This is a genomic window from Microcystis sp. M179S2, from assembly GCF_020245805.1.
GTDB classification, from domain to species: Bacteria; Cyanobacteriota; Cyanobacteriia; order Cyanobacteriales; family Microcystaceae; genus Microcystis; species Microcystis aeruginosa.
The window spans coordinates 1-24373 of the sequence record NZ_JADBUE010000260.1; the positions used below are offsets into that span (position 1 = coordinate 1).

The following is a 24373-nucleotide window of genomic DNA, read 5'->3' on the forward strand; positions in this document are numbered from 1 at the left end:
AATAGCATCGTCTATGGCTTGATACTGTTGAGTTTTAGCTTTAACTTTAAACTCTAAGACAAACATTTTACGCACGGGTTACTTAGATAAAATCAGTATAGCACAATAAAAGTTAAGTTAACAAGCTATAGTTTAAAAAGCCGTCCTAAAAGGACGGGGCTTTAACCCAAAATTTCGGTAAATTTTAGTCAAATATTTGATCTACTTAGTTTCTAATCCTCTTTTTAGGTAGGAGAATTGTCAGAGCCTTTCTCTTGCCTATTGCCTATTGCCTATTGCCTTCAGAAACTGATAACTGATAACTGCTTAATTTCCTCGCCAAAAGACAATCGAATTATTGAGAGGTTGAATGGTGGTGCCGGGATAATAGAAAGCGAGAATTTGTTCGGGAGACCAACCCAAACGGGCTAAATTATAGGAACCAAATTGACTTAATCCTACCCCGTGGCCAAAACCGCCACCAATAAAGTTATAACCCTGGATCTGTCGATTGGTATCGTAGATAGGATCGATGTAGAATAGGGTACTGCGAGGCGGTCCCAAAGCACTACGCACCTCATTTTTATGCAGTTCTAAAATCCCCTTATCGGTTTGAACGGTCATAGTCAGAATCCGACCGGAAGGAGAGCGCTTAGTCACTTCCATCCATTGGATTTTCTGGAAATGGGCGAGGGGATGTTTTCTGCGTTTTAGATAGGTTTCTAGGTCTTGACTCAAATCAGCTAAAGAAGCTTGTTTTTGCCAGCGAAAAACCCGTCGACCCGTCTCATTAAAACCATCTTTAAGATTAATAAACTGGCGAAAAGTTGTCTCATTAGCGAGAGATTGTTTCGAGAGATCCCAGACTCGATTGGGGGAGTCCACCACTGCCCGGAGATAAGGTCTTTCCTCCCCATCCCAAACATCACTAAAGAGGGCAGTTATTCCGCCGGTGGTAGAGGAATAAAGGGCATCCACTAACTCATTTTGGTAGGTTAAAACCAGGCCTCGCGTGGCCGCGATCGCTTGATCAGCCCGGGGATTAGTTCCGGTCAATCCATAATAAACTTGACAATGGGTATCGGCACAGAGTTCGTAATTATCGGCTTGAAAACGGCGGAGATTGCGGAGGGCGTAGGTGCGGGCGATAATAGTTTGCGCCTGGGTGGCGCTTTCCGGGGCATCATGACCGATTTCGTGGGGTACAACCCCGCGCAGGTAGGTTTCGAGGGGAACGTTATTAACTAGGGTAAAAGTGCCGTAGGCGTTGGGCTGTAGGCGCATAGTTCCCCCGTACAAACGTAACTGATCGGGGCTATGGGTGACTTGAATCAGGTTTTTTTGGCTCTCGATTTCTAATTCTTTGGGAAAATAGCGCACCCCGTTGATTTGGAAAGAAACTTGCGGCTTTTCTTTGAGTAAAACACTATTAATATAGGGTTGATTGTAGCCTTTGGCTTGCAAACTGGTCAGCAACCAACGTCGCACTAGGGGATTTTCATAAACTTCTCGCTTTGCCCAAACCTGCCAGCGTCCGGGCTGGGTAATTTCCACTTTAATGCCCATTTTTGCCCAATTTTTGGCACTATTTTCGGCGGTTTCAAAGGTGGCGTGGTCGCTCAAAATGACTTTTTCTTGCAGGATGGGAGAAGCGAGAGGACGGGGAATAACTTCTAATTGTAGGCGATTGGTTTGCAGGGTTTGGGATTGGCCATCTTCTCCCACCACGCGCAGGGTGAGATTATCACCACTGGTACTACTCAGGGTTAATTTTTCCTTGGCTTCATCGCCAAAACGTTGGACAATGCCCAATCTCAGAAGGACATCCTTGGCTATAGCGGCAGGAATTAGGGTTAAACTGAGCAAGATCGCCGCAGTTATGGAACCGATGCTAATTATTTGTTTTTTTTCCTTGATTTTTAGCATAAAGTCAATTATCTGTTAATAAGTTTTCATAAAAGTTGAGGATATTCAGAGATTATAGCAGCAAGCCGTTAGGGGAATGGGAGAATAGGGTAATGAGGGAATTTCAACTAAAACCCCAACACCCCAACACCCAACACCCAACAAAGCACCTAACTTCCCCCATCGCTGATAATGCGTAAACGTACCATTTTTTGTCCACCTTCATCCAGTTCTACTTCGATCACTTCACTGGTTAAACTTTCCAAACAGGTTAACATCGATCGCAGATGGGGATTACTTGCTCCCGTATCCACATAGAGGCGATCGGACAAACTACCTAAACGTTTCCAAGTAGTATAAAGTTTAGCTACGGCTTGCTCTAATTGTGTGGCTTGTTTAACCAGGTCCGCCGCCGTATTTAGACAATCGACGCGCAAAGCTTCTTCTAGAGCCATTTCGATATCTAAATTACCCCGTCGGAGAGTTTGTACTTGGGCCGCCGCATCGAGATATTTGGCTAAACTGCGTGCTTCCGAGGTGATTAATTTTACCGTGTCCACATCGGGATTAGCGGCGATTTCTTGACGGAGAGTGTCGATATGAGTATCGGGTAACTTTTCTAATTCTTTCACTAAGGGGGCGAGATGACGCGCCGGTAAACTGCCGTCGCTGGCTTTTTCTTTCACTTCATCGGGTAGTAAATCTGAACTCATCGCTGTCCATTCATCGGCCAATTGCTTCACCTCCCGACGGGTAATTCTCTCCCCTTGTCGGGCCGCATCACTGACTAATTTTTGAATTTCGGGGGCAGATTTGGCCGTTTCCACGAAGGCGCGTTTACTAAAATTATTGATACTATCGGGATCCAGTTGTCCTTCTGCCAGGAGAGTATCAGCACTATTAGCCAATTGAATCAGAGCATAAGCTTGACTTTTAGTGATTTCTCGCTGTTTTAACCAGTTCAAAAAGCCTGTACCGCGACTATCACCGCCTTGCTTTTCCCGGTCGCGAATAGCTCGCAAAATTCGCCCCCGCCAGATTTCCGTTTGCAAATCAAAGCGATCGCAAACTTTCCAAAAAGAATCCAGTTGCTGCTGAAAGTCATGATCTTGGATGGTTTCATCTTCGGGATCTGGCAGTTGAAAGTTAAACTCTAGAGGCGTTTCAAAGGCATCAATGATCGCGGAGGTGTCGGAGGAGAACGTCGCAGCATCAACCATAGGATAGACTCGGCAGTTAATCGGGCATTTTATCTTAACTCGCTCTGGCAACCCCCGACAAGCCGATTAATCGTCAGGTAAAACCCCACACCCCACACCCCACACCCCACACCCCACACCCTGTCCCCACGAAAAACTTTTTCAGCCAACCCTAGTTAGGGGAAGCATTGGGGGGAGTGGGACTGGTGACAGGTGCGGAAGGTGTCGTCCCGGTCGTGGGACTGGTGACAGGTGCGGAAGGTGTCGTCCCGGTCGTGGGACTCGGACTGGTGACAGGTGCGGGAGAAATCGATGGATTGGAAGCGGGATGACGACTCAGGAATTGCCAAGCGATCGCAGCCAGCAAACCGAGAACACCGACAGCGATCACTACTACGACTAGGGGTGAAACCCTAGTGGGTGCGGGGGGAGAAGTACGACTAGAAACCGAAGAAGATGCGGGGGGGGGAGTGGGTATTGCTGTCACCACTTCTTCTCCGGGGTAGGTGTCCCCGCTGTAATCAAAATCTTGGTCATTAAGATCGGGAATAATTTGTTCTTTGGCCTGAGCATAAACTAAAGGCCTGATAGGTTCAGCCGCAGGAACTACCCGACAATAAACTAGGGCGATGGTGGAGTTATCGTGACCGTTTTTCTGGTTAGCTAGTTGTAATAAACTTTCCCCCACGGCGGTTACATTTTTCTCTCCTCGCAAAAGAGGCACAATTTCACTGTCCCAGTATTGTTCTACCCGATCGTAATCACTTAAACCATCGGAACAGAGGAGAAAAACACAATCTTGATCAATAATCAACCTCTGAACCGTGGGATGGAGATTAGTGGCGCTACTCATGCCCAAAGCTTGCACCAAGGCCCCGGCGTTGGGATACTGTATGGCATCACGATAGAGGAGATAGCCTAATTTCACTTCCCTGGAAGCGAGATCGTCATCCACCGTCACTTGATGACAACTGTGGGCAGTAATCCAATAGATGCGGGAATCCCCCACATGGGCCGCGTACATTTCCTGGGCCTGGGCAAAAGCCATAACTAGAGTCGTACCCATGCGCTGACGATCTTGTCTTGACTCCTGATCATTGCGTTGACTGATCAGATCATTGGTGACACGAATCGCCTGTTCGAGGACAAGACTGTGACTATCGGGATAGACTTCCATATCAGTGGGGGCACTGCGATTAATTTCCCTAGGCAGGGTTTCGATCGCCAATTGAGCAGCGATTTCGCCCCCTTCCTGACCGCCGATGCCATCACAGACAATCGCCAGGGGATTTTGACCATGAGCGAGGGTTATGGCCTGATTAGTCGGGGGATAACAGGCATCCTCGTTGTGTTCCCGCAGCGGACCGGTATCGGTGCGGGTAAAAATCTCATAGCTGCGTTCTTGACCTCCACCGTAGTGCTGTAGTGCATAATCGAGGATAGCGATCAGGGATTCCGGGCGATCGAGATCACCGGATTCTAGCTCTTGGGTCAGGGATGCGAGAAAATCTTGAATATTAGCGGCTGCCGTCGGCATCAGACCGGCCCACAGGGCCCCTAAATCTCGTAAATTGGGAGCGGTAGCCTCGTCTTTGCTTAATTCTAGCAATTGCAGCAGCTGATTATTCACTCTCGTCAGAGAAGGGTTAAGCAGACTAGAGACCACAGCTTTTCTCTGAAGGGGATACCAGAGTTTGGCCATTTGCCATAACCAGTGAATTTGCCTTAAATCAGAAGCTTGCGACCAAACCTCGGCCAGAGTGGGCAATAGTTCTGGATAAATTAATTCTCCCGTTTCGTCGAGGGGAATAGTGCCGTATTCCAACAGCCAGATGTCCATATTTAAGCGTTCATCGGGACTGGGAATATAGCCATAGACTTGGGGAATGTGGAGATGGAAGGGTAACAATTTTAGGTAGAGGGAAATCCAGCTAGGAGGTTCGTCCGGCGCTTGGGGTGCTTGAGCGGGTTTAGTATCAAGAACAATTTGTGGTTGTTTGACCAAATAACGATTATCAATTAGCTCGCCAACATGATAATAGGTTCTCACCCAATCACCCATCATCCATAAATAGCGCTTAACTAAAGGAGTACCGCATTTTTCACAGAATCTATTAGTGAGAGCGTTCGGGGATAGACAGGTTAGGTTTTGACATTGGAGGGTTGTCACGGAATCCATGAAAACTGCTGACTCCTAAAGCGCGGTTAGTATAGGTTAATAAAATAGCGTGTTTTTATCCACGATGACTGCCAGTGTATTGCAGTGTTTCCCAAATTTTACCCTTTGTGGCTCGCTCAGGAATAATTAATGCTGACAGTGCCATCTCTATAGGTATGTCTGGGGTTGGGGAAGTGGGAATTATAAATTATAAATTATGAATTGGGGAGGTGGGGAAGTGGGGAAGTGGGGAAGTGGGGAAGTGGGGAAATTGAACTAAAACCCCAAAACCCTATCACCCCAAAACCCTATCACCCTATCTCGGAGTCTCCTGACAGTTTCTAAATATTTTTCAACATCAGCAAAGAGCGAGTTTGAAAGCCGAGATTTTGGTAGAGATTGAGAGCATTGTCGTTATTGATGAAGACTTGTAAACCGAGGCGGGTTTGTCCGCGACTTTTTGCCCAATCCTTAGCTCGATCGATTAGTGCGCTGGCGATACCTTGGCGACGATGCTGGGGATCGACGTAAATTAGGAAAATATGACCATAGCGATCGCCTGTCACCTGATCGACGGCGCTCCCCATCCAGAGACAAGCGATCGCCGTTTGTTGTCCTTCGACGATCCACAGGGGAGTATCGAGGCAAAAAAACTGTCTGACTGTATCAGCTAGATGGGAGAGGTTTTTTTGTTCGGGAAAAAATTCTTGATAGCTGCGGGTGAGAAAATTAATTAGTAGATAGCGATCGCTCGGGTTTCCCAGTCGCAGCCGATAATCTTCGGGAAGGTTAGCCATGCCAAGGATAAGAGAAAATTATGCCCAGGGATGGCTCGATCGGAGCGGGTGCCGCTAAATCTGCCGGTAAAAAAATCCGGATGCCGGTGGCAACCAGAGCAACTAAAAACACGAAGATAGTCAGGAGCGGAGCGATATATTGCCGGAAAAAAGCCATAATTATTTGATCTCTAAACTGCTGTTCCTTCTATTTTAAGGATTGCCAGTGGAGATATCGGCAATTTTTTTAAAAAAATTCGCCCAAAAAAAAGTGATCGGCATACCGATCACTAGAAACCGACAACTAGACTATGACTAAACACCGATTAAATCTAACGAAGGTGCAAATAGGCCGCCTCTGCTTCCAATTGACGCACTAGAGCCTCATTTCCCTGCGCTCTAGCTACTTCCAGTCGGTGTTGTAAATTTCTGCGGAGTGTTTCCCTATGGGCCACGGTGGCCTGTGTTAGGACTTGCTGACGATTTTTGTTCATGGTGGACAGACTTTTGAGCGACTTAACTTACCTTATATCTAAATCATAACATTCTCCTTGGGAAACTGTATCTTTAGCTACTGAATTTAGCGTTAAGATTTATTAAAGCTGTTGGCAACCTTAGTGACAAGTCAATGACGGAACAGGCACTGATAACCCTTACTAGCGATTTTGGACTACGAGACGGTTATGTGGGCATTATCAAGGGAGTAATCGCGGGAATTGCCCCCCATGCTCGCACGATCGATCTGAATCATCAAATTTCGCCCCAAGACCTTTACGCTGGTCGTTTTATCCTCCTGAATGCCTATCAATACTTTCCCCAAGGCACTATTCATCTGGCAGTTATAGATCCGGGGGTAGGAAGCAAAAGACGCGGGGTAGGGATTCGTTTTGCCGGTGGTTATTTAGTTGGTCCAGATAATGGTTTATTTAGTGGCATTTTAAGCCAATCTCCCGCTATATCTGCCGTTAATCTCAATAATTCTTCCTATTGGCGCACCCCTAACCCTAGCACTACTTTTCATGGTCGTGATATTTTTGCTCCTGTGGCCGCTTATTTGTCCCGGGGAGTACCCCTAGAAATGTTAGGTGAGATTATTGATCCCGATAGCTTGCAACAATTAGCGATCGCTGTTCCGCCAATCGAGGAAGATAAAATCAGGGGTCAAATTCAATATATTGACATTTTCGGCAATTTAATCAGCAATATTCCCGATTATCTCCTAGAGGGAAAAAATTGGTCGGTGCAGTTGGGTCCAAAAATTATCCCCGCAAAAAACACCTACAGTGATGTTCCTTGGGGGGAAATAGTCGCTTTTATCGGTAGTCACGGGGGGTTAGAAATTGCCGTCAATAGTGGGAGCGCCCAAAAGCAATTACACCTAAATATTGGCGATGCGATCGAGGTTACAATAGATAGGAGATAGGAGATAGGAGTCAGGAGACTCCGAGATAGGAGTCAGGAGTCAGGAGTTAGGAGTCAGGAGTCGGTCGTCAGGAGACTCCGAGACAGGAGACAGGAGATTATTTTTATTTATTCTTCCCACACCCCACTACCCCACTACCCCACTACCCCACTACCTACTGATCACTGATATGGCCTTTTAATCAATTCTCATACTAATATCTAACCAAGTAGAACGGGTAATCGGGGCGCTAGTGGAAATATAATCTACTCCTGTTTCGGCAACGTTGCGAATGCGATCGAGGGTAATATTTCCCGATGCTTCTATTTTGGTTTTACTATTAAAATTGCGGATCATCTCCACAGCAGTTTGCATCATCTCTAAATCCATATTATCTAACATAATGATCTCTACCTGCTGCTGCAGGGCCTGATTCACTTCTTCTAATTGGCTGGTTTCTACCTCAATTGTGAGAGGATAGGGCATATTTTGCCGTACACGACGCACTGCTTCCTCAATGCTGCCTGCTGCTTGAATATGATTATCTTTAATCATAATTGCATCATCTAGCCCCAAACGATGGTTAATAGCGCCACCGATACCGGAGGCATATTTTTCTAAAATTCGCAATCCGGGGGTAGTTTTGCGGGTATCCACCAATCTTGTCGATAAATCGGCAATTTTCTCCACATACTGACGAGTGGCACTAGCAATTCCACTCAAGCGCATGGCAAGATTTAAAGCGACTCTTTCCCCAATTAACAGCGCATCGAAGGAACCTTCTATCTCGGCAATAACTTTAGACTTAGGGCAGAATTCCCCTTCGGCAACGGTGGGGGTAAAGTGAATAGTGGGGTTAAGCAGTTGAAAAACTCGTTCAGCTACGGGTAAACCAGCAATAACTCCCGCTTCCTTGGCAATCCAACTAGCTTGACCAATTTTAGCATGACCGAAGAAAATTGCTTGGGTGGTGCGATCGCCTCTACCGAGATCTTCTCGTAACCAGTTTTCTAACAAGGGATCAAGGACTAATAGGGGCGGTAACATAGAATTTATCGAAACAATCGGGACGTATTTATTTTAAGTTTAGTAATATTTGACCTGTTTGTAAACTTTCTTTAATCGAAACTTATCCCTTCATAGATTAACTCGATCGCACAGTGAAAATCGAGACTAGATAGAATAATTTCTTCCCCTTGACTATAAGCGCAGTAAAACCAAATTTTATCTTCACCGCGGCGATAAACCTCAACACTGCTCGATTCGGTATCGACTAAAACGTATTCTTGTAAACTGGCAATCTGACGATAATATTGTAACTTTTTGGTGCGATCATAGTTTCCTGTGCTAGGGGAAAGCACTTCAATAATCACTTGTGGATGTTGAATAAAATTACGAGATTCTCTATCCCTAAAATCGCAACTAATCACCAAATCGGGATAAAAATAACGACTATTATTAGCTTGTACTTTCACATCAGATACATTCACCCGACAGCCTCGCGGACGGAGATGAGAATATAAAGTTCTGTAAAAATTCAAGGTAATATCATTATGGGGCAGACTACCCCCAGTCATGGCGATAATTTCCCCATCAATATATTCATGGCGCAATTCCTGGGTAGCTTCCCATTCTAGATACTCTTCCGGGGTCATTCTTTCTGGGTATTGAGGTTGAGCGATCATTTTTATTTTTCCTTGTCAACTAACTAAATTAATATCCCATTTCCTTTTTATGTTATACCATTTTCTCAGCCGAAGATTGAAGAATAGTCATAATTAAGCGGTGACTGATTACCCTAATGATAAGATGGAGAGAGAAAGCATTATTGTCGCAGGTCGCTAAGATGACGAAAACAGTTGCCCATATCATGACTCCCAATCCCATCACCGTCACCGCTAACACTTCTTTGTCCGAAGCAGTAAAAATTTTGGCCGAAAAGCGGTTTAGTGGTTTACCCGTGGTGGATGACAATATGCGACTGATTGGGGTTATCTCCGAAACTGACCTTATGTGGCAGGAAACGGGAGTAGAAGCTCCTCCTTACATTATGCTCCTCGATAGTGTCATCTATCTACAAAATCCTAGCCGTCACGAGAAATTACTCCATAAAGCTCTCGGTCAAACCGTGGGGGAAGTAATGACCGATAAACCTATTAGTATCACAGCCGATCGCCCTTTGAAAGAAGCGGCCTCGTTAATGTATGATCGTCATGTGCGTCGTTTACCGGTGATTGAGGAAGAAACCCACAAAGTAATTGGTATTATCACTCGCGGTGATATCATTCGCGATATGGCAAAATCGGAAGCATAATGGCTTTTCTAGGGCAACAATTAACGGTTCTTCGGTTTGTCTTATGCAATGGACGGGGTTATAAGGAATGAAACCCTTATAGAGAGAGACATTGCCGTAATTTTTGTCAATTGTTTGCGATCTGGAGCGAACTAATCAATTAAATCTCTTGCCAGATAAGGATTTAGTCGATTTATGCCTCCATATCGAACCATACCAAGTCCCGAAGAGCCCAATTAACTAAAAGGTCTTGAACAAATGAATCAATCTCAGGAAACGGTTACTTATTCCCTAGAAACTATCTTGACGCGGATGGAGGGAAAAATCGATTCGTTACAAAAAGATGTGACGGATTTAAAGGTAGGACAAGCGGTGTTAACGGGAAAAGTTGAGGGAATAGAAAATCGACTAAACTCATTAGAAGGAAACCAAAAATGTCAGGTTTGGGCATTAATTGTCCTCTTAGCTGGGGCAATTGTGAAAACTTTTTTTCTGAGCAGTAATCCCTAAATTCTTATTTCCCTTGCAATTTTTCTAAAAACTATCAGGATGAAGCGCCGTCAATTTTTCATTAATTCCGCTCTAACTGCTGTTAGTTTTTCCCTAATTCCTAGAAAAGTTGTTAGCAATAATTTTCCTCTAATTAAACCGCCACATCTACAACCCGGGGATGGAGTGGGTATTATTAGTCCGGCGGGGGCAACTTTTAAAGAAGATGATTTGAATATAGTTATTGAAGCAGTTAAAGCTTTAAAATTAGTCCCAAAAGTTGGTCAACACGCTTTAGATCGTTATGGTTATCTAGCCGGTAAAGATAGCGAGCGAGCCGCGGATATAAATCAATTTTTTGCCGATGATAATATTGCCTTAATTTTACCAATTCGCGGCGGTTGGGGAAGCGCTCGTTTATTACCTTATCTCGACTACGATTTAATTCGCCGTCATCCGAAAATTATCTGTGGTTTTAGTGATATAACTTCTTTATTATTAGCTATTTATGCCAAAACTGGTTTAGTTACTTTCCATGCTCCCAATGGCTTTTCTAGTTGGCGCACCGCTCAAACTGAAAGCTTTCGACAAGTTTTATTTTCTGGGGAAAAGTTAACTTTTATAAATTTTCCCGATCCCGATGATGCTAATCGTTTAATGCAGGTAAAAAATCGCATTCAAACTATTACTAAAGGTCAAGCAAAAGGTAAATTAATCGGTGGTAATTTAACCACTTTAGCCTCAATAGTTGGCTCTCCCTATCTACCAGATTTTACCAGTGCTATCCTATTTTTAGAAGATATTGGTGAAGATATTTATGAAATAGATCGCCTGTTAAATCAATTAAAATTAGCGGGAGTTCTCGATAATTTAGCTGGGTTTATCTTCGGTCAATGTAGCAATTGTAGCGCCGATAGTGACTATGGTTCCCTGACTTTAGAAGAAGTGATCCGAGAATATATCCAACCCTTAAAAATTCCCGCTTGTTTAGGTTTGATGATCGGACATTTGGAGATTATCGAGACTCTAGCTATTGGTATTGCAGTAGAATTTGATGCTAATCGGGGAACAATTACTATGTTAGAATCGGCGGTTAGTAAGTAGGTGTTAAAGCATCAAAAACTGTTCCGGCGTTGCCACTCAAAGACTTTTTCAGCAGCTCCTATATTAATTTTTTGGGTACTGATACCAAATCCGTTTTTAAGGATTGTTTCTCCCTTCTCCCCGCTGGCTGCTCCCCTATAGCTTTTAAACAGGATGTAGTCTGACAGAGGAATGTAGCGAAATATACGGAGCGATCGAACCAATTTGTAATATATGTGGCCTATAAAATAGGATGGTGCGAGCGTTGTCCACACTTGCATCGGGAGGGAACCGTGACGACTTTTCTGGCTTCGCTCAATTTACTGCCTTCTAGTTCTGCCGCTGCCAATTTTCGGACTGGAGAATGGACTTTTCCCACACTCTACTCCACTCTTGCTCCTGCTGCCCTAGCAGATTTGGTTTTTTCTCGTTACGAGATTGATGTACCGAAAAATTGTCAATTTTGGCATCGGGGTTTAAGTGATGTGTATCTCCTCGAAACCCTGAAAACTCCCTACATTTTGCGCGTATCTCACTGCCATTGGCGCAGCAAAATGGAAATCGACTTCGAGTTAGAATTATTAGATTATCTCGATCGCTCTCAGGTTCCCGTCGCTGCGCCAATTCGCAGCAAAAACGGTGATTTATCCCTAGAAATTAATGCTCCGGAAGGGAAACGTTACGCCGTCCTTTTTCCCTATGCTCCTGGAGGAATTGCTATTGGGGACATAGATATAGAACAAGCCTATCATTTAGGGGCGATCGTGGCTAATTTACATCGGGTGACAGCAGATTTTCAACCCCTAGCCTATCGTCATCCCCTCAACCTCAAATATCTTCTCGACGATTCCCTGCAAATTATCGCACCTTTTCTGCACCAACGACCGAGCGACCTAGACTGTGTCTTAGAAACCATTGGGGAAATAGAGGAAGAAACCGCTAAATTACCGACAGAATCTCCCTATTGGGGCATTTGTTGGGGCGATCCTCATAGTGGTAATGTGCATATCACCCCTGATAATCAGATGACCCTATTTGATTTCGATCAGTGCGGTTATGGTTGGCGAGTTTTTGATATCGCTAAATTTCTGCAAGTTTCCCTACAATCCGGCTTAAATCGCCAGGTTCGCCATGGTTTCATCCAAGGCTACGATGAAACAGTGCCTTTAACCGATGGTGAATTATCTTGTCTTCAGTATCTCACCCAGGCGGCCTATATTTGGTCTTGGTCAATTAGCTTAAATAATCTGCGTTTAACCGATTATAGTCGTCTCTGTGGCAATTATTTTAGTAGCCGTTTGGCCATTCTCAAACGCTTAAGAACCCAAGAATGGGAATTATTCTAAGCAGCCTTAATCTTGTCGATGACAGCAGCCTCAACTAACGAAGATAAACTTTCTTGCCGGTCAATCGCCACACCGGGGATCGATCCCTGTATGCTGGTAAGTATAGATAATCACTAGGTAAAGACTTTCTTCTCCATCTGCCAAAAGTGAAGCAAGCTTTACCGCTTTTGAATACTCCCTCACAGCCTCACAGACAGATGGTATTATGTCCAGAAGAAAGAAGAAGTTTCCCTGTGGTCACAAGGGTTATGGCCAAGTCTGCCATCATTGCGCTCAACTAGATGCCGCGTGGGAAGAAAGAAAACGTCAAAAAAATGCTTGGGAAGCCACTTTTTCGCAAGATCCGATCGATCTGCGGGAATTACCGAAAAATGTGGTACTTAAAGCTAGGGAAATCCTGCAAGGATTGCAAAATCACCGCAATTATCGAGATTTCCACGGTAAACGATTGCGACACGATCGCTTTATTATCAGTATCCCCGTTACCCGCAATTATCGCCTCATCTGTCGCGACCACGGCAATCTCCTCGTCCCAGAAGCGGTCATCTCTCACGAAGATTATAATGTTTGTAAACCGGGTAGGTGAAGCTAATCTTTAGTTCGCTTGGGAAGATTTATCGCTGTTTATATCTTCCCAATCCGGCAGCCAATTTTCAGCGAGAATCTCCTCTAGACTAGCTAATACTTCCACGGGGAAAATACTGGCATCTAATCTGGTTTCGTCAATCATCAGATTGCGAGCATCGAGATAACATTTTGCTAAAATTTCCCTTAAATAGGACTTTAAGCTGGGACTATCTTCTAAAAGATCAGCAATTTGTAGGCGAAAATTCCTGATTTCTTTTTTCCATGCTGCTTGGTTGTAATCTCGTTGGGATTGCCAGTAAGTTAACTTTAGTAAATGCTCTAAAAGTCGAGTTAAGAGACTCTTAAGCGCTCGTCGATTATTTTTTCCCAAATCTGCCAACTCCTCTAATAAATTCTGCCAATCTACTGCTTGAAAATCGCCTTGACGCAATTGGTTGATAGTGGACTCTAACCAAAGTTGATAATCGCTATCGTAGAGATTTGGGATGGTAATATTCATGATTTTTTACTCCTTAATTGCACTTTTCAGAATCATTGCCGATAGCTTCCCAATCCGGCAGCCAATTTTCAGCGAGAATCTCCTCTAGACTAGCTAACACTTCCACAGGGAAAATACTGGCATCTAATTGGGTGATATCAATAATTATCTCCCGAGCATCGCTGTAACATTCCTCAAGTATCTCGGATAAATAGGGTTTGAGACTGGGACTATCTCTCAGTATTTTCTTGATTTGTTTCCGAAAGGTTCTAATTTCCCCTTTCCATGCTGCTTGATTATAATCTCGTTGGGATTGCCAGTAAGTTAACTTCAGTAAATGTTCTAAAAGTCGAGTTAATAAACTTTCTAATGCTCGTCGATTATTTTTACCCAAATCTGCCAACTCCTCTAATAAATTCTGCCAATCTACTGCTTGAAAATCGCCCTGACGTAATTGGTTGATCGTGGACTCTAACCAAAGTTGATAATCCCTATCGTAGAGATTTGAAATGGTAATATTCATCATTTTTTACTCCTTAATTGCACTTTTCAGAATCATTACTGATAGCTTCCCAATCCGGCAGCCAATTTTGCTCGAGAATCTCCTCTAGACTAGCTAACACTTCCAGAGGGAAAATACTGGCATCTAATTCGGTTTCGTCAATAAGCAGATGGCGAGCATCGAGATAACATTCCGGCAAAATTTCCCTTAAATAGGACTTTAAACTGGGACTATCTTTGAGAATTTTTTTGATCTGAATACGAAAATTGCGAATTTCTTTTTTCCATCCAGCTTGATTATAATCCCGTTGGGATTGCCAGTAAGTTAACTTCAGTAAATGTTCTAAAAGTCGAGTTAATAAACTTTCTAATGCTCGTCGTTCACTTTTTCCCAAATCTGCCAACTCCTCTAATAAATTCGGCCAATCTACCGCTTGAAAATCCCCTTGACGCAATTGGTTGATAGTGGACTCTAACCAAAGTTGATAATCGCTATCGTAGAGATTTGAAATGGTAATATTCATCATTTTTAAAATGGGGAAAAATCAGGAGTTAAGCTGCAGGTATCCAAACTATAGGAGAAATTGGGGCTAATCAATCAGCTAGTTTTGCCAGTTTAGCCGAATTATCCTCAATCACATCTAACCGCGAAAAAAAACGCCAAAAAGAGTGATAATAAACCTAGCTATTCCCAGAGTAACAAGAAAAGCCCGATGGTGAAAACAGTAATAGGTGTCGATTTAGGTGGAACTGCGATTAAAATTGGTAAATTTGACCAAGAGGGCAATTGTCTCGAATCTCTCACCTTGCCCACTCCCCAACCCGCTACACCCAAAGAAGTCGCCCTTACCATACATCAAGGCATTTGTCAAGTAAATTTAGATAAAAGTTGTCAAGCCATCGGTGTGGGAACGCCGGGGCCGGCGGATGCTCAGGGAAGAATTGCCAAAATAGCGATTAATTTGGCAGGATGGCGGGATATTCCCCTCGCCGATTGGTTAGAAGAAAGTACGGGAATGCCGACAATTTTAGCCAATGATGCCAATTGTGCCGGTTTGGGGGAAGCTTGGTTAGGAGCGGGCAAACGGTTTCAAAACTTGATCCTGTTGACCTTGGGGACGGGAGTAGGAGGGGCAATTATTCTCGATGGTAACTTATTTGTGGGCAGCAAGGGAACGGCCGCAGAATTAGGCTTAATAACCCTTAATTTTGACGGTCCATTGTGCAATAGCGGTAATCGGGGTTCCTTGGAACAATACGTCTCCCGGCAAGCTATTCGCCGGATGACCGGCAAAGAACCGAAGCAATTGGCGGAATTGGCCGAAAAAGGCGATCGAGAGGCTTTAGAATTCTGGCAGCGTTACGGCTGTTTACTGGGGGCTGGTATCGCCAGTTTACTCTATGTTCTCACCCCAGAGGCGGTAATTATCGGCGGCGGCATTAGCGCCAGTGCTAAGTTTTTCTTTCCCTCTCTGCTCACAGAAATCGAAAGACGGGTGTTACCTAGTTCCAGAGAAGGATTAGAGGTATTAACGGCCGAGTTAGGTAATCGCGCCGGGATGGTGGGGGCCGCTAAATTAGCTTGGCAATTATTGGACCTCCGCAAGGAGTCTATTATGGGGGGGGGACTGACTTAATCGTGAATAATTAAGTGGCGATCGCAATCGCTGCTCACGGCTCCCTGACGCTGAAATTCGCCTAACAAACGCGTCACCGTTACCCTCGTGGTACCGATAGCATTGGCGAGATTTTGATGGGTTAAACGGATCTTTAAACGACTGCCTTGGGCGATTGGTTCTCCCATTTCCCGCTTTAATAACTGTAGTAACTGCTGGAGACGTTCCTCCACTCGTTTGAGTCCTGCGATCGCAAGAAGCGATTCCGTTTGTTGTTGACGACGGATCATTTGATTTAACATCATCCTAGTTAATTCCGCCGAATTTTCTACTTCGGCGATCGTGTACCATTTTAGGTACAGTTCCGACAAGGCTCTGGCGTGATAGGATTCTAGATGGGTCAAATTTAAGCCAAAAAAGTGGGATGAATGGGCCCAGCCTAGTAAAATTTCCTCTCCACTCTCAGATACTTGACTTAGTTGCGCCATACCCCGATAAACTTGCCAGACTCCATCAACCACCAGAGGAATATTTTCCCCGCGATCATAAAAATGGAGCCGACGACTCTCGCTATAGTCTTCTCGGAAGGGTGAGACGCTGGGATTATAGGTCAGCAACATGATCAAAGTTCTCCTGGGTGAGGGGCTAACGATTTTAACCCCACTTTACTGTATCAAGGTAAACATTAGGTAATCCCCAGATTAACAGTTATCAGTTATCAGTGGGTCAGTCATCAGTGGGTTAGTGACCAGTTTTCAGATGTGAGTTATCAGTTCACTGATTACTGTTTACTGTTCACTGAAATAAGACGGCCACTGCCATCTCCCGAAGCTGAAAAACCTCAAGATCATTAATTTAAAGCATCTTTAAGAGCCGTGCGAGCGGCCAGATGATTGCGAGTCGAGGTGAGAATTTCCGATTCTCGTTGCAGACGACTGACTGTATCGAGCATTTCCAATAAAGCCTGTTGTTCCCCGGCCACACCGTAGAGATTACCCGCCACCCAGTAGGATAATTCCAGGGGAAGACTGGGCAAATCGTCGGGGAGTTCAATTTTTTGAGCGGTTAATTTGGCTGATAGATGAACCACATCCCGCAGCAGTCGATCCACTTCTTTGGCCAGAGGTCGCAGCTCTTGGGTGGTGGGGACATCTTCAATCCACTCCACTAAACCGACACGATAGGGTTTTTCCCGGACATATTCTAGGACACGGAAACGCTGTTGACCGATGGTGAGAATTTTTAACCGATCATCTGGAAGACGTTGACAACGGACAACTTCCGCACAACTGCCGACTTTAGCGATTTCTCCCGTGGCTGGATCTACCATTAAGACCCCAAAACGGCGATCTTCTTCCAATATCGTATTCATCATAATCCGATAGCGAAACTCGAAGATGTGCAGGGGCAGGGGACGACCCGGGAATAAAACAACTTCGGGAAGGGGAAAGAGAGGTAATTCTCTAACGGCAATGGAAGAAGTGGCCATAGGTTTAGTAAAAAAAAACCGATCTTTTCTTATTTTTACACAATACCCCCTGAACCGCTAGGCAAGGGCAAGAGACTCCGAGCCAGTATTCAGGAGCCAGTATTCAGGAGTCGGGAGTCGGGAGATTGCCTTTATTTATTCTCCCCACACCCCACACCCCACCTTAATGCACTTACTGCATGATATAAATGCCTAAACACGATGGTGAGCGGATTTCTGTTACAAACAATACAAAATTATCCAACTTAAAACGAATTAAATAACAAATAGAGACTAGGTAAATTACTAAATTTTTGCTAATGACGACGGTATTTTAAAGAATACTTATTGTTAAATCCCGATTTCTTCATTTCTAACCCGCACCAACTAGAACAATTGCACCCACAGACCAGTAAGGAGATAGATTCGTGGTACAAGCACCTGAAAAAGATGGAACAACTCTCAATAAATTCGAGAAATTTAAAGCCGAAAAAGACGGATTAGCCATTAAAGATGAACTGGATCATTTTGCCCAAATCGGTTGGGAAGCGATGGATAAAACCGATTTAGAACATCGCTTAAAATGGGTGGGGGTTTTTTATCGTCCCGTCACCCCGGGCAAATTTATGATGCGTTTGCGGGTTCCTAACGGCATTCTCAGTAGTGAGCAAATGCGAGTTTTAGGGGAAATCGTGCAGCGTTACGGTGATGATGGCAATGCCGATATTACTACTCGTCAAAACCTACAATTACGCGGTATTCGTATCGAAGATATTCCTGATATTTTCCAACGACTAAAATCCGTGGGCATGACTTCGGTACAATCGGGCATGGATAATGTCAGAAATATTACCGGTTCACCCATGGCAGGACTAGACGCGGATGAATTAATTGACACCAGGGAATTAGTCCAAAAAGTCCAAGATATGATTACCAACTACGGTCAAGGTAATTATCAATTTAGCAATCTGCCCCGCAAATTTAATATTGCCATCGAGGGGGGACGGGATAATTCCGTTCATGCGGAAATTAACGATATTGCCTTTGTTCCTGGCTATAAAGAGGGAGAATTAGGCTTTAATGTCGTGGTGGGCGGCTTTTTCTCGGCTAAACGCTGTGAAGCGGCAATTCCTATGAATGTTTGGGTGAGACCAAATCAGGAAGTGGTGGATTTATGCCGAGGAATTTTGGAAGTTTACCGCGACAACGGATTGCGCGCCAACCGTCAAAAATCCCGTTTAATGTGGTTAATTGATGAGTGGGGAATTGAGGAATTCCGCACCCGGGTGGCCAATCAGTTAGGTTATCCCTTGGCAACGGCAGCGGAAAAAGACGCTATTGACTGGGAAAAACGAGATCATTTAGGAGTTTTTCCCCAAAAACAGGAGGGATTGAGCTATATCGGTCTTTGTGTTCCCGTTGGTCGTCTATTTGCCGATGATATGTTCGATTTAGCCCGGATTGCCGAAGTGTATGGCAGCGGAGAATTGCGTTTAACCGTGGAACAAAACGTGATTATTCCCAATATAGCGGCTGAAAATATGCCGACTCTTTTAACCGAGCCTTTACTGGCTAAGTTTACCCCCAATCCCACTCCTTTACAACGAGCGCTCGTTTCTTGCACGGGGGCGCAATTCTGCAATTTTGCCCTGATTGAAACCAAAAATAAGGCTGTGGACTTGATTCGTCAGTTAGATGCCGAATTAAATATCCCCCGGGGTGTGCGGATCCATTGGACCGGTTGCCCTAACTCCTGCGGACAACCCCAAGTGGCCGATATCGGTTTGATGGGGACAAAAGCGCGCAAAGACGGCAAAACCGTGGAAGGAGTTGACCTCTACATGGGGGGTAAAGTGGGTAAAGATGCTCACCTGGGAAGTTGTGTACAAAAAGGGATTCCCTGTGAAGACTTAAAATCGGTGTTAACCTCTATCCTCATCGAACAATTTGGGGCGACACCGAAAGGTTAATTAACAAGTTTCTCGATACGCTGGGGGGTTTATCCCCTCTTTTTTTTCTGTATCTCTGTTGCTTTAAATTGGCAAACCTCTTGCTATAGTAGGGGGCAGATAGGAGCAGGAAAATCTTTATATATAGCGTTTCTCACACCTGTGTGGCACAGTCAAACCTTTGCTGATTAAGCTTTTCACCATCGACAATGTACCTCTTGCGAACAGGAAACGCTATATTTTCCTACCAGATGGGAATCGTTACTTAGGGTTTGCTGAATAAATGTGAAATATAGACGAGGTAAGAGTTTTAGGGTACTGTTTCGCCCCCACAGGTGCAAGATTTTGAGAGTCCTGTAAGGGCGAAGCATTCGGGCAATAACCTATCGGTGAAACCGTAGATTTTCTATCCGAATGCTTCGCCCCTACTTTTTGCCGCAAACCCTATTTAGCTTCAAATTGAGCTTGTTTACGAAGTAATTCCCCGATGGTTAAATTGGGTTGGGGTTTGCCCTCAAAAACCGTTCCTACCTCAAATTTTTGTAACTGTACCCGTGCCAAATGATAGGCCTCATCGGGTAGGGGAATATAACCAATACTATCTAATAAATTGGGAACTCGATCGAGATAATATTCGACAAATTTCTCTAAAGCGGGATTCTCTTGGGCTTTTTGGGCATTAACATAAATAAACAAAGGACGAGATAAGGGCTGATATTTACTATCCTCTACATTGCCGCGAGTTGGTTCGATACCGTTAACTTTCAAAGCTTTTAATTTATCCCGATTTTGTTCATAATAAGCGTGGCCAAAATATCCCAAAGCGTTGGCATCTTGACTGACGGCATTAACTAAAGCTTCGTCATCTTCACTAAAATTAACGTCCCCACGACTGGTATCTTTGCCGTTAATTACCTCACTAAAAAAATCGTAGGTTCCGGAGTCTTTACCCGGCCCGTGAAGGGTAATCGGTCGGTCGGGCCAAGCGGGATTAATTTGATTCCAACGTTTGATTTTATTCTCGGCCGCTGGTTCCCAAATAGTTCTTAATTCTCTGGTGGAAATATCATCAACCCAGTTATTTTCGGGATTTACCACCACGGTTAAAGCATCAAAAGCGATCGGTAGTTCGATAAATCTTATCTTATTAGTATCACATTCTTTTAATTCTTCCACAGAAATTGGCCGAGAAGCATTATTAATATCGGTTTCTCCCGCACAAAATTTTCTAAAACCACCGCCAGTTCCTGAAATATTAGCGTCAATTTTAACATCAGCCAAAGCTTTGTTAGGAGTATTAGCTTTAAAATCTTCGAGAACTTTATCAGTAATTGGTGCTACGGTACTCGAACCATCGATTTTAATTGGTTTTAGGTCTTGAGGATTAATATTGGCACAAGCAGGTAAAAGTAGAGCAGTTCCTAGTATGGTTGCGACTACTTTGGTCGGACGAGATAGCTGAGTAAAAATTTCTAGCATAGGTGTAAAAAGGAGAAAGTAAAAACGGGTATTGGGGAGACTTTTCAGTTATCAGTGGGGAAGTGGGAAGAAAAAAGCTGAGGGATGATGGATAAAAACCTTAATCTTTTCTTTGTTGTTTTTACGTCACTATAATGGTAGGGAAAGAGAAAAACCTAATCTAAACTGGAAAAGTTAGCGGCCTTACCTGCGACTTAAAACTAATGTTTAGTCAAAATAAATAGTAAAAGAAGAACGTAGGTTGGGTTGAAGCATGAAACCCAACGCCCGCATGGGTTACGCTACCGCTAACCCATCCTACAAATAATTGTGCCTCCCTACTTAAAACTAATGTTTAGTCAAAACAAATAGTAAAAGAAGTTGAGATTTTTGTCTAGTTATCGAGAAAACTTTTCTTGACAATACATTATGTTTTTTTATTCACTTCTTAACCTATTCTTTACCAAGACGTGGTAACTTTTAGCGTAAGATTTAAGGCAGTTTACGGCTCAAAATTAATCCTATGCCCAGCAGAAACAGAACCCATTTACTAACAGCCTTATCCCTAGCGACTTTAACAGCGACTTTAACCGCTTGTGGGGGCGGTGATACGGCGGGAACCAGTGGAGAGGGAAGCAATAGGATCGCCCAAGTTCCTCTGCAAGGAGAGGTCGCCCTCAATGGTGCGGGCGCTTCTTTTCCTGCACCCCTATATCAAAACTGGTTTGTCACCATCAATCAACTATTTTCTAAACTGCTAATTAACTATCAATCCACCGGTAGCGGGGCGGGAGTCGAACAATTTATTCAAGGTACGATCGATTTTGGCGCTTCCGATGTGGCCATGAGTGACGAGGATATGGCCAGAGTTAGCCGCGGGGTTTTACTGCTACCGATGACGGCGGGAAGCATCGTTATGGCTTATAATTTGCCCGGAGTAGAAGGGCTGAAACTAAGTAGGGAAGCCTATGTAGGCATCTTTTTAGGCACGATTACCCGTTGGAACGATGCCAAAATCGCCGCCGATAACCCCGATTTAAAACTACCCGATGAAGAAATTACCGTAGTTCACCGGGCAGACGGTAGCGGGACGACGGGAGTTTTTACTAAGTTTTTAAGCGCCGTTAGTCCCGAATGGAAAAAAAGCATCGGTGAAGGAAAAGCCGTACAATGGCCGACCAAAAAAGGTAAATTTCTCGGTGGTAGGGGCAATGAGGGAGTAACTGCCCTAATTCAACAAAATCCAGGCTCGATCGGTTATATTGAGTACGGTTTCGCTAAAAATAATAACCTGCCCATGGCCACCCTGCAAAATCAGGCGGGTAAATTTGTCGCCCCCGATGAAACCAACGCCGCTGCTACCCTCGCTAACGTCGAACTGCCTGAAAATTTACGCGCTTTTATTGTCGATCCGCCGGGGGAAAATTCCTATCCCATTGTCACCTATACCTGGATGTTGGTTTACAAAAAATACAACGATCCCCAAAAAGCTTTAGCAATGGAGGCGATGATTGAATTTGGACTTAACCAAGGACAAGAACAAGCAGCTCCCCTTGGTTATATTCCCCTGCCGAAAAATGTTCGGGAACGAGTAGCCGCCGCTGCCGATGTCATCTATCCTGATTACACAATCAAGGTGGATTAGTAGCCGAAAAAATGTATTCAAAGTTACAATAATAGTGGAGAAAGGCCAATTTCGACCTTAGCTACCGCAAACTAGCTGGATTTAAACCCTAATCATGAGTGCGCCCACAGTTTCACCCGACTCAAATTTTAAAGAACGTCCAGAATCGGAAAAAATCCTCGATAAAGGCTTTGTTGGATTAACTACCGCCTTTGCCATCGCTATTGGGGTAATTTTGCTCCTAATTGCCCTAGTGATTTTTATTCGGGCTTTACCGGCGATTCAAACCTTTGGTCTGGGATTTTTGACCAGTAGTGCTTGGAATCCCGTGCGCGGTCGCGAAGAATTCGGAGTTCTGCCCGTTATCTACGGAACTCTCGTTAGTTCTCTGATTGCCCTCCTGATTGCTGTTCCCCTCGGTATCGGTTCAGCCATTTTTTTAAGCGAAGATTTTATTCCCTTAAATGCGCGGACAATTTTGGTTTTTCTCGTACAACTTTTGGCCGCTATTCCCAGTGTTGTTTACGGATTATGGGGTATCTTTGTATTGATTCCTATCCTCAGACCCCTTGGTAACTGGCTAAATGCTAATTTTAGTTGGATTCCTCTGTTTAGTACTCCTTTAGGGGGTCCTGGAATGTTACCGGCGGGGGTTATTTTAGCAATTATGATCCTGCCGATTATTATCGCTATCTCTCGCGACTCTTTGGCCGCTTTACCACCGGATTTAAGGCAAGCTTCCCTAGGCTTGGGGGCCACCCGTTGGGAAACGATTTTTCGGGTATTAATTCCCGCCGCTTTTTCCGGGATTGTCGGGGGGATTATGTTAGCTTTAGGGCGCGCTTTAGGGGAAACCATGGCAGTAACGATGATTATCGGCAATTCTAACCGCATTAGTGCCTCTATTCTCGCCCCCGCTAACACGATCGCTTCCTTATTGGCTAACCAATTCGCCGAAGCATCGGGAATGCAAGTATCGGCACTCATGTATGCGGGTTTTGTTCTCTTGGTTTTGTCCCTAGTAGTCAATATCTTCGCCGAATTAATCGTTAATCGCGTCAAAGCTAAGTATTAAGCCATCTTTTAACTGATATGGATAGTGCGAATTTAGGCAATAATCTCAAAAAGAAACCGAGTAGTCCTCGATCGCTATTGGGGACAATTATGACCGTTCTCTCGGCTTTATGTTTAGCCGTCACCGTGATTCCCCTCTTTGCCGTACTAGGCTTCGTTTTTGTGCAAGGGGTGGGTCGTTTAAACGCTAATCTCTTTACTAAATTACCGCCACCGCCGGGGTTAGGAGGAGGAGGCATCGCTAACGCCATTTTAGGCACAATTATCGTCGTTGCCCTAGCCACAGCGATCGCAGTTCCCATCGGCGTTTTAGCGGCGGTTTATCTCTCGGAATTTAGCGGTGATAACAAACTTGCCCAGGGTGTGCGCTTTGCTACCAACGTTCTAGCGGGTGTCCCTTCAATTATTGTCGGGGTTTTCGCCTTCGGTTTGTTAGTTGCGCCCTTATTTGGCGAAGGAACAGCCATTTTAGGCTTTTCTGCCCTGGCTGGTTCGATCGGTTTAGCGGTGTTAATGTTACCCACTATTATTAGAACCACCGATGAGGCTTTAAAAATCGTTCCCCAAGACATCCGCTGGGCGGCCATGGGTTTAGGGGCCTATAACTACCAAACCGTCCTAAAAATCGTCCTTCCTGCCGCAGTTCCCGCTATTTTAACCGGTGTGACTTTAGCAATTGCTAGGGCTGCCGGGGAAACCGCCTCCTTAATTTTTACGGCATTATTCTCTAACTTTTGGCCCCGGGGTGTCTTTGAACCGATTGCCACCCTTTCGGTCTTAGTTTTCAACTTTGCTACTGCCCCTTTTGCCCCCCAACAGCAATTAGCTTGGGCAGGTGCTTTAATTCTGGTGCTTTTAGTGTTGGTAACTAACATTTTATCCCGTTTAGCTACGCGCCAGAAAACCTATTAAGTCAAGGAAAAAGTGAAAAGGAAAAAGGGATATTTAAGGAAAAATCTATCTATCTTTCCAATTCCTCAATTAGCC

General features: G+C 44.4%; 25 protein-coding genes. 11 read left to right on the forward strand and 14 right to left on the reverse strand.

Annotated elements, in window-relative coordinates:
- Nucleotides 1-306 precede the first annotated feature (306 nt).
- The 6 genes from IM500_RS15850 to pirA form a co-directional block, all read right to left on the reverse strand.
- Nucleotides 307-1905: a SpoIID/LytB domain-containing protein gene (locus IM500_RS15850; RefSeq protein ID WP_190722542.1), complete on the reverse strand. Its 1599-nt coding sequence runs from the start codon at nucleotides 1903-1905 to the stop codon at nucleotides 307-309.
- Nucleotides 1906-2054: 149 nt separating this feature from the next.
- Nucleotides 2055-3104, reverse strand: coding sequence for a hypothetical protein (locus IM500_RS15855; protein ID WP_002798288.1), 1050 nt, complete (start codon nucleotides 3102-3104; stop codon nucleotides 2055-2057).
- Nucleotides 3105-3255: 151 nt separating this feature from the next.
- Nucleotides 3256-5262 carry a PP2C family protein-serine/threonine phosphatase gene (locus IM500_RS15860; protein WP_287738930.1) on the reverse strand — a complete coding sequence of 669 codons (2007 nt, stop codon included), beginning with the start codon at nucleotides 5260-5262 and terminating at the stop codon, nucleotides 3256-3258.
- Between the two features lie 320 nt (nucleotides 5263-5582).
- A complete protein-coding gene (locus IM500_RS15865; RefSeq protein ID WP_190722540.1) occupies nucleotides 5583-6038 on the reverse strand; it encodes a GNAT family N-acetyltransferase in 456 nt (151 codons plus the stop codon).
- On the reverse strand, nucleotides 6031-6195 hold the full coding sequence (locus IM500_RS15870; RefSeq protein WP_002760035.1) for a DUF8624 family small hydrophobic protein: 165 nt from the start codon (nucleotides 6193-6195) through the stop codon (nucleotides 6031-6033). Before IM500_RS15870 ends, IM500_RS15865 begins: the two co-directional genes overlap by 8 nt.
- Before the next feature lie 154 nt (nucleotides 6196-6349).
- Entirely contained in the window at nucleotides 6350-6511 is a 162-nt protein-coding gene (gene pirA, locus IM500_RS15875; protein ID WP_002733724.1) for an arginine synthesis PII-interacting regulator PirA, read from the reverse strand.
- 134 nt (nucleotides 6512-6645) lie between these two features.
- Here pirA and IM500_RS15880 point away from each other — a divergent pair, with 134 nt between their 5' ends.
- Nucleotides 6646-7440 (forward strand): SAM hydrolase/SAM-dependent halogenase family protein, encoded by a 795-nt coding sequence (locus IM500_RS15880; protein ID WP_287738932.1) that lies wholly within the window; start codon nucleotides 6646-6648, stop codon nucleotides 7438-7440.
- 177 nt (nucleotides 7441-7617) lie between these two features.
- Here the strand turns inward: IM500_RS15880 and nadC are convergent, their stop codons facing one another.
- Nucleotides 7618-8466, reverse strand: coding sequence for a carboxylating nicotinate-nucleotide diphosphorylase (nadC, locus tag IM500_RS15885; RefSeq protein ID WP_002760033.1), 849 nt, complete (start codon nucleotides 8464-8466; stop codon nucleotides 7618-7620).
- Nucleotides 8467-8537: 71 nt separating this feature from the next.
- On the reverse strand, nucleotides 8538-9104 hold the full coding sequence (locus IM500_RS15890) for a Uma2 family endonuclease (RefSeq protein WP_190722538.1): 567 nt from the start codon (nucleotides 9102-9104) through the stop codon (nucleotides 8538-8540).
- A 161-nt stretch (nucleotides 9105-9265) separates the two neighbouring features.
- Between IM500_RS15890 and IM500_RS15895 the strand changes: the two genes are divergently transcribed.
- From IM500_RS15895 to IM500_RS15915, 5 genes are all read left to right on the forward strand, one after another.
- Nucleotides 9266-9733 carry a CBS domain-containing protein gene (locus IM500_RS15895; protein WP_008196071.1) on the forward strand — a complete coding sequence of 156 codons (468 nt, stop codon included), beginning with the start codon at nucleotides 9266-9268 and terminating at the stop codon, nucleotides 9731-9733.
- A 237-nt stretch (nucleotides 9734-9970) separates the two neighbouring features.
- Nucleotides 9971-10222: a hemolysin XhlA family protein gene (locus IM500_RS15900; RefSeq protein ID WP_190722537.1), complete on the forward strand. Its 252-nt coding sequence runs from the start codon at nucleotides 9971-9973 to the stop codon at nucleotides 10220-10222.
- Between the two features lie 39 nt (nucleotides 10223-10261).
- Nucleotides 10262-11305, forward strand: a complete 1044-nt coding sequence (locus IM500_RS15905) for a S66 peptidase family protein (RefSeq protein ID WP_190722536.1) — start codon at nucleotides 10262-10264, stop codon at nucleotides 11303-11305.
- Between the two features lie 272 nt (nucleotides 11306-11577).
- Entirely contained in the window at nucleotides 11578-12630 is a 1053-nt protein-coding gene (locus IM500_RS15910; RefSeq protein ID WP_190722544.1) for a phosphotransferase enzyme family protein, read from the forward strand.
- Between the two features lie 205 nt (nucleotides 12631-12835).
- Nucleotides 12836-13216: a DUF7682 family zinc-binding protein gene (locus IM500_RS15915; RefSeq protein WP_002747647.1), complete on the forward strand. Its 381-nt coding sequence runs from the start codon at nucleotides 12836-12838 to the stop codon at nucleotides 13214-13216.
- A 9-nt stretch (nucleotides 13217-13225) separates the two neighbouring features.
- Here IM500_RS15915 and IM500_RS15920 read toward each other — a convergent pair whose 3' ends face one another.
- From IM500_RS15920 to IM500_RS15930, 3 genes are read right to left on the reverse strand one after another with little or no spacing between them, the layout of a single operon-like run.
- Nucleotides 13226-13717, reverse strand: coding sequence for a DUF29 domain-containing protein (locus IM500_RS15920; RefSeq protein ID WP_190722535.1), 492 nt, complete (start codon nucleotides 13715-13717; stop codon nucleotides 13226-13228).
- Nucleotides 13718-13730: 13 nt separating this feature from the next.
- Nucleotides 13731-14222, reverse strand: coding sequence for a DUF29 domain-containing protein (locus IM500_RS15925; protein ID WP_190722534.1), 492 nt, complete (start codon nucleotides 14220-14222; stop codon nucleotides 13731-13733).
- 10 nt (nucleotides 14223-14232) lie between these two features.
- Nucleotides 14233-14724, reverse strand: a complete 492-nt coding sequence (locus IM500_RS15930) for a DUF29 domain-containing protein (protein ID WP_190722533.1) — start codon at nucleotides 14722-14724, stop codon at nucleotides 14233-14235.
- Between the two features lie 186 nt (nucleotides 14725-14910).
- Here IM500_RS15930 and IM500_RS15935 point away from each other — a divergent pair, with 186 nt between their 5' ends.
- Complete coding sequence (locus tag IM500_RS15935; protein ID WP_287738936.1) at nucleotides 14911-15834, forward strand: ROK family protein; 924 nt, start codon at nucleotides 14911-14913, stop codon at nucleotides 15832-15834.
- Here the strand turns inward: IM500_RS15935 and IM500_RS15940 are convergent.
- Nucleotides 15831-16433: a Crp/Fnr family transcriptional regulator gene (locus IM500_RS15940; RefSeq protein WP_002760023.1), complete on the reverse strand. Its 603-nt coding sequence runs from the start codon at nucleotides 16431-16433 to the stop codon at nucleotides 15831-15833. The genes IM500_RS15935 and IM500_RS15940 overlap by 4 nt on opposite strands.
- A gap of 230 nt (nucleotides 16434-16663) precedes the next feature.
- Nucleotides 16664-17302, reverse strand: coding sequence for an LON peptidase substrate-binding domain-containing protein (locus IM500_RS15945; RefSeq protein WP_190722531.1), 639 nt, complete (start codon nucleotides 17300-17302; stop codon nucleotides 16664-16666).
- A 407-nt stretch (nucleotides 17303-17709) separates the two neighbouring features.
- Between IM500_RS15945 and IM500_RS15950 the strand changes: the two genes are divergently transcribed.
- Nucleotides 17710-19251, forward strand: a complete 1542-nt coding sequence (locus IM500_RS15950) for a ferredoxin--nitrite reductase (RefSeq protein WP_287738939.1) — start codon at nucleotides 17710-17712, stop codon at nucleotides 19249-19251.
- Between the two features lie 423 nt (nucleotides 19252-19674).
- On the opposite strand, the gene IM500_RS15955 is transcribed toward IM500_RS15950, so the two are convergent.
- Nucleotides 19675-20709, reverse strand: coding sequence for a PstS family phosphate ABC transporter substrate-binding protein (locus IM500_RS15955; protein WP_287738941.1), 1035 nt, complete (start codon nucleotides 20707-20709; stop codon nucleotides 19675-19677).
- Between the two features lie 502 nt (nucleotides 20710-21211).
- Here IM500_RS15955 and pstS point away from each other — a divergent pair.
- The 3 genes from pstS to pstA all read left to right on the forward strand — a co-directional run bounded on the left by pstS (nucleotide 21212) and on the right by pstA (nucleotide 24298).
- A complete protein-coding gene (pstS, locus tag IM500_RS15960; RefSeq protein ID WP_190722528.1) occupies nucleotides 21212-22333 on the forward strand; it encodes a phosphate ABC transporter substrate-binding protein PstS in 1122 nt (373 codons plus the stop codon).
- A gap of 94 nt (nucleotides 22334-22427) precedes the next feature.
- On the forward strand, nucleotides 22428-23387 hold the full coding sequence (gene pstC / locus IM500_RS15965) for a phosphate ABC transporter permease subunit PstC (RefSeq protein WP_149985282.1): 960 nt from the start codon (nucleotides 22428-22430) through the stop codon (nucleotides 23385-23387).
- Between the two features lie 17 nt (nucleotides 23388-23404).
- Nucleotides 23405-24298 (forward strand): phosphate ABC transporter permease PstA, encoded by an 894-nt coding sequence (gene pstA / locus IM500_RS15970; RefSeq protein WP_190722527.1) that lies wholly within the window; start codon nucleotides 23405-23407, stop codon nucleotides 24296-24298.
- The last annotated feature ends 75 nt before the right edge of the window (nucleotides 24299-24373 follow it).